The organism is Actinomadura montaniterrae (assembly GCF_008923365.1).
Lineage (GTDB): Bacteria > Actinomycetota > Actinomycetes > Streptosporangiales > Streptosporangiaceae > Spirillospora > Spirillospora montaniterrae.
Window position 1 is genome coordinate 17,977 of the sequence record NZ_WBMR01000117.1, and the last position, 11,541, is coordinate 29,517.

Annotated in this window: 5 protein-coding genes; 4 read left to right on the forward strand and 1 reads right to left on the reverse strand. The window is 75.4% G+C overall.

What is annotated here, in order from left to right:
• The first annotated feature begins 2 nt into the window (after window positions 1–2).
• The 4 genes from F9B16_RS51345 (at window position 3) to F9B16_RS51350 (ending at window position 6,611) form a co-directional block, all read left to right on the forward strand.
• Window positions 3–152 carry a hypothetical protein gene (locus F9B16_RS51345; RefSeq protein ID WP_192809080.1) on the forward strand — a complete coding sequence of 50 codons (150 nt, stop codon included), beginning with the start codon at window positions 3–5 and terminating at the stop codon, window positions 150–152.
• Window positions 153–732: 580 nt separating this feature from the next.
• Window positions 733–1,701, forward strand: a complete 969-nt coding sequence (locus F9B16_RS31190) for a Fe(II)-2OG oxygenase family protein (protein ID WP_151543801.1) — start codon at window positions 733–735, stop codon at window positions 1,699–1,701.
• Window positions 1,702–1,738: 37 nt separating this feature from the next.
• Window positions 1,739–2,038 (forward strand): trypco2 family protein, encoded by a 300-nt coding sequence (locus tag F9B16_RS31195; protein WP_151543802.1) that lies wholly within the window; start codon window positions 1,739–1,741, stop codon window positions 2,036–2,038.
• 4 nt (window positions 2,039–2,042) lie between these two features.
• The gene (locus F9B16_RS51350; protein WP_192809081.1) at window positions 2,043–6,611 is read left to right on the forward strand and encodes an nSTAND1 domain-containing NTPase; all 4,569 of its coding nucleotides are present in this window, start codon (window positions 2,043–2,045) and stop codon (window positions 6,609–6,611) included.
• Between the two features lie 72 nt (window positions 6,612–6,683).
• Here F9B16_RS51350 and F9B16_RS31240 read toward each other — a convergent pair whose 3' ends face one another.
• A complete protein-coding gene (locus F9B16_RS31240; RefSeq protein ID WP_151543803.1) occupies window positions 6,684–11,492 on the reverse strand; it encodes a DNA repair ATPase in 4,809 nt (1,602 codons plus the stop codon).
• Window positions 11,493–11,541: the final 49 nt, after the last annotated feature.

The following is an 11,541-nucleotide window of genomic DNA, read 5'->3' on the forward strand; positions in this document are numbered from 1 at the left end:
CGATGAGGAAGCAGAGCATGGGCATGCGCAAGCGCGGCATGCGGGCCATGGCGGGCCGCATGATGGTCGGGATGCTGGTGGCCGCGATGGCCGCCGTCCTGATCAAGATGATGCCGGCGCTGATGCGCCGTGCCCGGTCCGAGCAGAAGTGACCGGGACGACCACGACGAACGACCACGACGAACGACCAGGCCGGCGCGGCCGCCGAGTGTTCCGGTGCCGCGCCGGTGGACGCGCGCCCGCGAGAGACGCAAGCGGCGTCCTGAGAGCGCGCCCGCGAGAGACGCAAGCGGCGTCCTGAGAATTCGGCGCTTTCTGGTACAGCCCCCCGATGAGGCCGATGTCGGCCTGCGTTCTTGACCCTGTGGCACGGCGCGCTCACGATGAGGCGGTCACGCGACGGCTTCGGCTTCGTGTCTTCGTTCCGGCCCGAGCCGGACGGGGCGGGTAAGGAGAACGCGCAATGCCGAACGACGAGACGTCCCCCCGGACGCCCGTGGAGGCCGCAGGCCCGGGTGGTGTGCCCACGCGGGGAAGGACGATGCGCTTCCCGCCGCAGCCTCCTCCGCGACCGGCGCCTCCCTCTCCGACGACTCCGCGGCCCACCCCGCCGCCTCCACCCCCACCCCCTCCGCCTCCGCCGCCTCCGGTCCGCTGAGTACCGGCTCCGTTCCCGGCTCCGTTCCCCGTGGCGCGGCCCGTGCCGCCGGGGCTTCGCCGCCGAGGAGGGAAGTGACCGGACCGGACCGTCTCACCTTGCGCGACGGCGAGGTCGAGCAGATCGACTCGCTTCTCACCGAGGTGGCGGCCCGGTACGGGGACGTGGACGGTGCGGACTTCGTCCAGGAGGCCGAGGCCATCGCACAGCGCCTGCCCTTGCGGTTGCGCACGTTCCTCGTTTCCTGCCGCAGCCGCGAGCGGCCGCTGTTCGCGGTCGAGGGCTGGCCGGTCGACGACGCGGCGCTCGGCCCCACCCCGCGCGACTGGCAGGACGCATGGCCGCCCGCAGGGGACGCGACGCACCGCCATCACCTGCTGCTGGTCCTGGCGGCGTCGCTCGTCGGTGACGCGTTCGCGCTGTCCACGACGCAGGACGGGCATCTCGTCAACCACATCGTGCCGGTCCTCGGCGCGGAGGCCCACGTGAGCGCGACCAGCAGCACCCGGGAGCTGGCCTGGCACACGGAGGAGGCGGGGTTCCGGTTCAGCCCCGACCACCTCGCGTTCCTCTGCCTGCGCAACCCGTCGGAGGTGCCGACCACCATCGGGCTCGCCGACGACCTGGTGCTCGACCCGGCGGTGGAGGACGTCCTCCGCCGGCCGCTGTTCGGCATGCCGCAGCTCGGGACGGAGGGGCGGATCGAATACGCGCCCGTGCTGTACGGCCCCGCTGAGCGGCCCTACCTCAGCGCCGACTCGGTCTACATGGTCCCGGCCCCGGGCGCGGACGACGCGGCGGAGGCGCTGGCAGTCCTGGGTGCCGCCCTCGACGCGGTGCTGCGGCCCTTCACCGCCGTCCCGGGCGATCTGTACTTCCTCGACAACCGCCGGGCGGTCCATGGCCGTCCGGCGTTCCAGCCGCGCTACGACGGAACGGACCGCTGGCTGCTGCGCGTCAAGACGGGCCGGGACATCCGCGGTTCCGGGGCCTGCCGCGCACGCGGCGGAGCCAGGGTCGTCGACGCCGACCGGCTAGCATGAGCGATCTCACGGGACTCGAATCGTAGGTGGCGCCGCCATGATCGAACTGAGAGAGCTGATCCGCGACCTGCGCTCCGAGCTCAACGAGGCGATGTCCGCGGCACCGGGCGAGGGGCTGCAGTTCGAGCTCGGCCCGATCGAGCTGGAGGTCAGCGTCGGCGTGGAGAAGGCCGGCGGGGCGAAGGCGAAGGCCCGGTTCTGGGTCGTCGACCTGGAGTCCGACGGGCGGCTCGCCTCGACCTCGCTGCAGCGCATCAAGCTGTCGCTCACCCCGCGCAAGGCCGGCTCGACCGCGTCGCCGTACGTCTCCGGCCGCGAACGCGCCGACGAGCAGTAACGGCATGCCCCCGACGAGCCGGCGCCCGGAGCGTGCCCCCGGACACCGGCTCGACCCGCACCGGCTCGCTTCCCACCGGGCCGACCCGCACCGGCTCGACCCGCACCGGGCGGCCGAGGTCATCGTCGTCCTGCCGGACGGGTCCAGGGTTCGCGGATCCGGGTACCGGATCTCGGAGACGCGGGTCCTCACCGCCGCCCATGTCATCGCCGGAGCCGCACGGATACGCGTCAGGTTCGACGCCGACCGGGACGACGAGGTGGACGGGCCGGCGGAGGTCGCCTGGTGCGATGAGGGCGTCGACGTCGCGGTCCTCGAAGGGCACTGGCCGCCGGCGGTCGAGGGCGCGGGCCCGCCGCCCCCGGTCCGCTTCGGCTGGGTCGACGACATCGACACCGTGCTGTCCTGCTCCGCCGTCGGCTTCCCGCGCTACAAGCTGCGGCGCGGCCCCAACGGGTGGTACCGCGATTCGAGCCACGTGCGCGGCACCATCGCCGCCCTGTCGCACCGGCGCGAGGGCACCCTGGAGATCCGCGTGGACGCGCCGGAGCGCGACCCGGACCCGGACGCGTCCCCCTGGGAGGGCATGTCGGGAGCCGCCGTGTTCGCCCGCGGCGCGATCATCGGGCTGGTCTCGCGCCACCACCGCTCCGACGGCCTCGGCGTGCTCACCGCCACCCGGGTCGACGGCTGGCTCGCGCCGCTCGGCCTCGAGCGGCTCGACCGGCTGCGGGAGCTCACCGGCCTTCCCGCGACGGCCGAGCTGCTCGTCGACGTCCTCGGCGAGCCCCCCGACGCGGCGGTCCGGCAGGAGCCGCCCCCGCCGTCGCGGACGGTCTTCCTCTCCTACGAGGACGGCGACGACGCGTCCGCCGACCTGGTGGCGCGGCTGCTGATGCGGCACAGCATCACCTCCCTAGACGACCCGGCCGCACCCGAAGACGCGGCGCCCAACGACACGGCGGCGGCGCCCACCGGCGCGGCGGTGGCGGACGCCGGCCCGATCGGGGCCGCGCTGGACCGGACGGAGACGGTCGCCGTGCTCGTCGGCCCGGCCGGCGTCACCGCCCGCCGCGCCGCCGGCATCCGGAACGCCATCGAGTACGCCACCCGCCGGCGCAGCAACCTGCGCGTCGTCCCGGTCCTGCTGCCCGGCGCCTCCGCGGCGCTGCTGCCCGCGTTCCTGTCCCAGCGGCTCGCCGTCGACCTGCGCGCCGGACCGCACGAGCCCACCACCGCCACCGAGCTGGTCTCCACCGTCGAGGGCTTCGCCCCTCCGCGACCGCGCACGACCCTGCCCGATGAGCCCGCGCCGTTCCCGAGCCTGCGGGCCTTCACCGCCGGCGAGGCGCCGCTGTTCTTCGGCCGCGCGCGGGAGACCGCGGCGCTCGTCGAGCAGGTGCGCCGCACGCCGTTCACCGCGGTCGTCGGCGCGTCCGGCTCCGGCAAGTCGTCGCTGGTGATGGCCGGGCTGGTGCCGGAGGCGGGGCCGCGGACGCTGGTCGCCGACCTCGTGCCCGGCCCCTGGCCGGTCCGCGCGGTGGCGACCCGTCTCGCCGGGCTCATGGGCGAAGGGCGGGACGCCGCCGCGGACCTCGAACGGCGGATCCTGGACGACCCGGAGGAGCTCGCCAAGGCCGTGCACGACCTCCTCGCCGGCGACGACCGGTTCGACCGGCTGCTGCTCATCGTCGACCAGTTCGAGGAGCTGTTCACCCTCAAGCCGCGGCACCGCGGGGACGTCGACCCGCAGCTGCGCTTCGTCCAGAGCCTGCACCGGGCGGCCGAGGTCCTCGCCGGGGAGATCCGGGTGGTCGTCACCCTGCGCGCCGACTTCGTCCAGCACTGCCTGGCCTTCGCCGAGCTGCGCGAGCTGCTCACGGCGGGCCAGCTGCTGCTCGGGCCGCTGGACGAGCCGTCGCTGCGCGAGGCGATGCTGATGCCGGCGCAGCACGTGGGCGCGCTGTTCGAGCGCGGCCTCGTCGACCGGGTGCTGGCGGAGATGCGCGGGCGTTCCGGTGCGCTCCCGCTGCTGCAGACGGCGCTCGCGGCGCTGTGGCGCCGCCGCCGCGGTGTCTGGCTCACCCACGCCGACTACGACGCCGTCGGCGGGATCGGCGGGGCGCTGGACCGGCTCGCCGACGACACCTACGCCTCCCTCGACGACCGCCGGCGGGAGCTCGCCCGCCTGCTGTTCCTGCGGCTCGTCGCGGTCCGCGACGGCACCTACACCCGGCGGCGCGTCGCCCGGCACGAGCTCGACCTCGTGGCCGCCGACCCGCGGGAGGTCGAGCAGGTGATCCTCCGGCTGTCGCACCGCGACGCCCGGCTGGTCGCCGCCGACCGCGACTCGGTGGAGATCGTCCACGAGGCCTTGATCGACAACTGGGGGACGCTCGGCGACTGGCTCCAGCAGGACGCGGCGGACCTGCGCACGCACCGGCTGCTCACCGAGGCCGCGCAGGAGTGGGACGAGCACGGGCGCGAGGACAGCTACCTGTACCGCGGGCTCCGGCTGGCGGCGGCGGGCGACTGGGCCACCCGCAACCACCGTCTGCTGAGCCGCCTGGAGGACGTGTTCCTGACGTCGAGCCGGGTCGCGGAGGACACCGCGACGGCCCGCGAGCAGTCCGACCGGACCCTCGCGCGCGCCGGGCAGGCCGTCTTCGAACTCGAGGCGGCGCCGGAGACGGCGCTGGAGCTGGCGCTGCGGGCCGCGGACGACGGCGGGGACGTCCCGCTCGTGCAGCGGGCCATGTTCCGGGTGTTCAGCGAGGCGAAGATCCGCCGGATCCTGCGGGGGCACTCCGACCGGCTCTCGGCGGTGGCGTGGCATCCCGACGGGCGGCGCGCCGCCACCGCGGGCTACGACCGCACGATCCGGCTCTGGGACGCGGTCGACGGGCGGCTGCTCGCGGTGATCGAGGCCGGCCAGGACTGCGTCACCTCCCTCGACTTCGACCGCTCCGGCGCCCGGCTGGTCAGCGGCGGGTGGGACGGGACCGCCCGGGTGTGGGACGTCGAGGACCGGCGGGCCGTCGGCACCCTGCGCGGCCATGCCGGGTGGGTGTCGTCGGCGCGTTGGAGCCCGGACGGCCGGCTGGTGGTGACCGGCGGCACGGACCGCACCGCCCGGATCTGGGACGCGGCCACCGGCGCGACGCTCCGGGTGCTGGAGGGCCACGAGGACTGGGTGCGGTCGGCCGAGTGGCACCCGGACGGAACCCGGATCTGCACCGGGAGCTACGACCGCACGGCCGCCGTCTGGACGGTCGACGGCGGCGAGCGGGTCGCGACGCTGCGGGCGCACGACGGGCCCGTGCCCGCGGTCGCGTGGAGCGGCGACGGCGCGGAGATCCTGACGGCCGGCGAGGACGGGAGCGTCTGCCTGTGGGACGCCGAGCGGTCCGCCCTGGCGCGCCGCTGGCCCGCCGCCGCCACGCCGCTCTACGGCGTGGCCTGGTCGCCGGTCCGGCGCCGGGCGGCCGTGTGCGGGGAGGACGGCACGGTCCGGGTCCTGGACTTCGATCTCGGGCAGACCGCCGACGCGCTTCCCGGGCACGTCGGCTGGGCGTCGGGTGTGGCGTGGAGCCCCGACGGGCGGCTGCTGCTGTCCGGCGGCGAGGACGCCACCGCCCGCGTCGCCGGCGTGGACGGGGGATTCGTGCCCTCGGTCGCCGGCCGGCACGGCGGCCGCGTGCTCGACGTCGCCTGGGAGCCGGGCGGGCGCCGCATCGCGTCCGCCGGGCAGGACGGCCTCGTGCGGATCTGGGACGTCACCGGGGAGGACCCGCCGGCCGAGCTGCTCTTCGACGCCGCCGCGGTCGCCTGGAGCCCGGACGGCCGCGCGCTGGCGGTCGGCGGCGAGGACGGCACGGTCGCCGTCCGCGCCGCCGGGACGCTCGCGCTTGAGGCGTCCGTGCGGGGCCACGGCGACCGCGTCACGGCGGTGCGGTGGAGCCCCGACGGGCAGATGCTGGCCTCCACGTCCCACGACGGCTCCGTGGCCGTGTGGTCGGCCGATGGCCTGCGGGAGCGCGCCCGCCTCGCGGGCGACCAGATCGTCGAGGACGCCGCGTGGAGCCCGACCGGCGAGCTGCTCGCCGTGGCCGACTGGCAGGCCGACGCGCGCCTGTGGCGGCCCGGTTCCGGCGGCGAGCCGGATCGGCTCTCCTCGCATACGGCGGCGCTGCACGCGGTCGACTGGAGCCGCAGCGGGCGGCTGGTGCTGACGTCGAGCGGCGACGGGACCGCCCGGCTGTGGGACGCGCACGACGGGCGCATGGTCCGCAAGCTGGCCACCGGCGAGGCCCACGCGGCGCGGTTCAGCCCCGCCCGGACCCATCTCGCGACGGGCTCCCGGGACGGGGGCGTCCGGCTGTGGAACCACGCGGGCGGAGCCGACCTCCTCGTCACCTACCCGCACCCGGGGGCGGTCTGGGCGGTGGCGTTCAGCCCCGACGGCGACCGGCTCGCCAGCGGCTGCGAGGACGGCGCCGTGCGGATCTGGCCGACCAGCCCGCTGGACGTCCACGAGGCGCTGCGGCAGCGCGTCGCGGACCTCTCCGGCTGAGCCCGGCCCGGCGGTCGCGGCCCGGCGGTCGCGTCCCGGCGGTCGCGGCCCGGCGGTCACGCCCCGGTCGGGTCAGCGGTCGCGGAGGGTCTTCTCGATGGCGGAGAGCTGGTCGGCGAGGTGGAGGAGGGCGCCGACGGACGGGTCGTCCTCGTGGCCGGCGAGCGTCCGGCCGCGCACGTAGGCGGCCTTGATCTCCGTCCAGCGGGCCTCCTGCTCCGGGGTGAGGACGTCCCGGAGCTCCGCCAGCTTCAGCAGGTTCGACTCGGTGTCGGACGTGAGCGTCTGCGCTTCGGCGCGGTAGTGGTCGTCGATGAGCGTTTCGAGTTCGGCGGCGTTCATCACCGGGAGGACGCGCTCGGCGAGCCGGTTCATGTCGCGGTAGGAGCCCTGGAGCCGGAACGGCGGCTCGGTGCGGGACGCGTCGTCCTGCGCGGCCGAGGCGATGTAGGCGCGGTTCACCGCCAGCACCACCTGCTGGACGCGCCGGAGCTTCGCCATGACCGACAGGATCTGGTCGAGCTCGGCCTGCGAGTACGGGTGCGCGAGGCGGTCCGGCCGGACGCCCGCGTCGCCGGACGCGAGCCGGACGAGGAGCTCGACGTCGCCGCGGTCGCGGCCGGCGAGCGGCGCGAGCACCGGGTTGGAGGTCAGCGCGTTCTCGACGTAGCTGAGCGCGAACAGCTCGTCCTTGCCGGACAGGACGTCGCCGAGGTTCCAGACGTCGGCGCGGTTGGCGAGCATGTCGGGGATCCGGAAGCGCTGCCCGGACTCGGTGTACGGGTTGCCGGCCATGCAGACGGCGAAGCGCTTGCCGCGCAGGTCGTGGGTGCGGGAGGCGCCCTCGATGCGGCGCTGCGCGTCGCAGAGCGGGATGAACTTCTGCAGGAACTCCGGCGAGGTGTGCTGGACGTCGTCGAGGTAGAGCAGGACGTTGTTCCCCATCTCCAGCGCGAAGTCGATCTTCTCGAGCTCGCGGGCGGCGGTGGCGTTCGGCGCCTTCGCCGGGTCGAGGGACGTGACGTCGTGGCCGAGGGCCGGGCCGTCCACCTTGACGAGGGCGAGGCCGAGCCGGTCCGCGACGTACTCCATCAGGGTCGTCTTGCCGTAGCCGGGCGGCGAGATCAGCAGGAGCAGGCCCATCTGGTCGGTGCGCTTGGCGTCCCCGGCGGCGCCGATCTGCTTGGCGAGGTTGTCGCCGATGAGGGGCAGGTACACCTCGTCGACGAGCCGGTTGCGGACGAACGCGCTCATCGTGCGGGGCTTGAGGGCGGCGAGCCCGAGCCGCTCCGACTCGGCGGCGACCAGCTCGTTGCGCCGCCGCTGGTAGGCGCGGAACGCGGGGACGCGCTCGCTACGGAACCGCTGTGTGCGCGCGAGGATTTCGTCCAGCCGGACGTCCAGGCGGCGGCCGGTGATGCGCGGGTGGGCGCCGAGCAGGTTCTCGACGGTGGCGGTGAGCGCGGCGGGGGAGTCGTAGCGGGCGGACGCGCACAGCACGGCCGCGACGGCCTCGGGCAGGTCGGCCGGGTCGGCGTCGGGGGTCGCGGCGAGGTGGGAGCCGAGCCACGCTCCGGCGAGCTGGTGGCGGGCGGCGAGGTCGCCGCCGAGCGCCCGCAGGTCCTCCTCCAGGCCGGCCAGGTGCGGGCCGAACGACTTCAGCAGGTCGCGGGCGCCGGTGCCGATGACGAACCCGTCCGGCGCGGTGGTCAGCTCCTCGATCAGGTACTCGGCGGCCGCGGGGCCGTCCGGCGCGGGCAGCCCGGTGCGCGCCGCGAACTCCTCGACGGCCGCGGTCAGCTCGGCGGCGAGGTCGTCCAGCGCGGGCGCGCGCCCGAACGACCGGCGGGCCCGGACGAGGGACCGGGCGCGGGTCGTCCAGGCCGCGCGGGCGCCGGCGTCGGGGCCGTGCGTCCAGAACAGCTGGGCGGCGGCGCGCGCGGACGACGGGTAGCGCAGCAGGCCCGCGTCGGCGTACAGGCGCACCAGCACGTCGAGGATGCGGGCGGCGTCGTGGTCGTGGACGCCGCGCTCGTAGCCCTCGTCGTAGCGGTCGGCCGCCGCCTCCCGCACCACCCGCAGCAGGTCGGCGTCCAGCAGCTCGGCCGGCGGCCTGGCGGCGAGGATCGACGTCGCCAGATACTCCGCCCGGTACGTCTCCGGTGTCTCCGAGACGAGGGTCTGGTCCCACAGGCCGCGGGTCGCCGCGAACCCCTCGTCGCGGACGGGCGCCCGGTAGTCGGTCCCGGTGACGCTGAACGCGAGCCCGCCGTCGTGCGGGACGAGCGTCAGCTCGATCGGGCGGGTGTTCACCGCGAACCGGTGCCGGCCGAGGCGGATCGTCGCGCCGTCGTCGCCGTACAGGTCGAGCCGGTCCCGCAGCGCCCGCGCCGCCTCCTGCCGGGCCGCCTTCACCCGCCCGTCCAGCTCCTCGGCGCGCACGTCGTCGCCGAGTTCCCGCAGCTCGTCCGCTATCGCGCGGATCCGGGCCACCATCGCGTCCGTCGCGAAGTAGGCGTTCACCTCGTCCGGCGAGGCGAGGGACGCGGCGCGCCGCCGCACCCCGGCGAGGATCCGGTCGGCGGACGCGGTGAGCCGGCCGGCGCGGCGCGCCCGCTCGTCCAGCAGCGTCTGCTTGCGCGACGAGAACGCCTCGTACAGCTCGGTGCGCTTGGTCTCCAGCCCGGCGGCGAACTCCTCCAGCTCGGCGAACCGCGCCTGCAAAGTCTCCAGCCGCAGCAGCAGCCGGCCGAGCTGCTCGTCGCAGCGCTCCGGGGTGGACGCGCGGGCCAGCGCGCCCGCGACCGCCTGGTCCAGCAGCGCCAGCTCGGCGGCGAACGCGGCGCGCCCCTCGTGCTCCAGCAGCTCGCGGCGCCGGTTGTCCAGCACGGCGCGGGCCCGGTTCAGCCCGCCGAGCACCTCGCCGACGCGCTCCAGGATCGCGGTGCGGGCCGTCGCGTCGGTGATGTCGAGGTCCCCGACGACCTCGGTGACGACCTCCAGGCCCTCGTTCTGCGCGTCGAGGAGATCGGCGAGCGGCGCCGCGCCGGCGGCCGTCGCGATCGCCCCGGCCGCCTCGGCGATCCGCTCCACCTCGGCGTGGTAGCCGGTGAAGGCGCCCTCGCCCTGCAGGAACCGGACGGACCGCTCGCCCAGGCCGCGCAGCTCCGTCTCCACCGTCTCCGACAGCTCGTCGATGCGGGCGGTGTCGGCGTACCGCAGGTCGCGGAGCGTCTCCAGGCGGCCGAGCGCCCGGCGCATCTCCGCGAGCTGCGCGACCCAGCCGTCCGCCGTCGCGGGCTCCTCGGCGTTCACCCGGCGGACCAGCGCGGTGACGTCCTCGCCCGCCTCGTCCACGGCGGCCGCCGCCTGCCCGGTGAGCGCGCGGACCTTCTCGTACTCGTCCAGCACCTGCCCGGCCGTCGCCCGGACGTCCGCGAGCGGCGCGGCGAGGTCGCCCAGCTCCTCGTCCGCCAGCCAGTGGAACAGGTCGACCGCCCGCGTACACGCCGCGATCAGCGCCTCGAACACCCGCGCGGACGGCGACATCTCGTCCACCATCCGGGTGATCGACAGGCACTCGGAGATGCCGCGGACCAGGTCCGCGTTCCCGACCCGCTCCAGCGGGCCCGTCCCGACCGGCTGCGCGGCGGCGTGCTCGTCCGACACGAACGGCGTCGCCCACACCTGCACCGGATGCGCCCGGACCGGCTCCGCCGACAGCGCCCGCAGCACCACCAGCGTCCCGTCCCCGAACAGCGAGTACCCGTGGCACGTGATCGGCGTCGCGACCCGCTTGCGGATCACGTTGTACGGCAGCAGCAGCGACCGCCCGTCCGCCCGCGAATGGAACACGTACAGCACGTCCTCGCCGTTCGGCGACCGGACGATCCGCTCGTACTCCAGCCCGGTGACGTCGGTGTCGAACGTCTTCACCACGCCGGTGTCCAGGCAGTAGCCGCCGGGGAAGACGATCCCGTGGTCGTCGGGCAGCCGCCGGCACGCCTGCTCGATCCCGTCGAGCCGCACGACCTCCTTCGTCCGCACGTTGAACACCAGGTGCCGCCACGCCGGCTCGTTGTACGGCCGGATCCGCAGCAGGATCAGCGCGCCGACCCGCGCGTACCGGACGTCGGCGTCCGCGAGGGCCTGCAGCGGCTCGTCCACCGGCTCGGAGTGGATCCCCTTGCCGGTGGACGTGTCGTTCTCCACCTTGACCGTCAGCGACCCGCCGACCGTGTCGACGAACACCTCGCCCTCGACCGAGATGTGCGGGTGCAGGCCGCGGACGTGGTCGTCGCGGGTCGTCTCGATCCACTCGACCTCGTGCGCCGGCGGGAACGAATGGTCGCGCTCGCCCTGGTTGTCCTCGTAGGCGACGGTGCCGTCCGGGGCCGTCCGCCAGCGCAGGACGCGCAGGTCGTACAGCTGCGGCCCGGTCTGGAACACCGCGAGCAGCCGCCCCTCCACCAGCCGCAGCTGCAGCAGCCGCGCCTCCCGGTAGTACCGGAACATGTCGGCGAAGTCGCGGTGGAAGCGCGGGTCGTCCAGCAGCCCCGGCACCGCGTCCGCGCCCGCCGGCCCGAGCGCGCCGCCGTCGTCGAACCGGTGCAGCGAGAACACGTCCTCGACGGACGTCGTGTTCGCCGTCCCGGGCGCGTTGCAGCCGAGCAGCAGCATCCCGCCCAGCGCGACCACGTCGCGGGGCACGCCCGCGCGCTCCGTCCGGACCTGCTCGGTACCGGTCAGCCGCAGCTCCGCGCCGCCGAACACCTCCAGCCGGCGGGCGTTCAGCGCCTCCGCCCGCCGCGCCGCCTCCGCGGCCCGCTCCGCGAGCCGCGCCCGCAGCACCTCGTACGTCCCCTGGTCGAGCCCGCTCACGCGTCCACTTCCATCCTGGTCGGGAGTCCGGTCGCGGCGCGCCCGCCCC

Bases quoted from the DNA above. Each gene is read 5' to 3' on its own strand.
- F9B16_RS31195 (WP_151543802.1), top strand. From the start codon at position 1,739: ATGATCGAACTGAGAGAGCTGATCCGCGACCTGCGCTCCGAGCTCAAC.
- F9B16_RS51350 (WP_192809081.1), top strand. From the start codon at position 2,043: ATGCCCCCGACGAGCCGGCGCCCGGAGCGTGCCCCCGGACACCGGCTC.
- F9B16_RS51345 (WP_192809080.1), top strand. From the start codon at position 3: ATGAGGAAGCAGAGCATGGGCATGCGCAAGCGCGGCATGCGGGCCATG.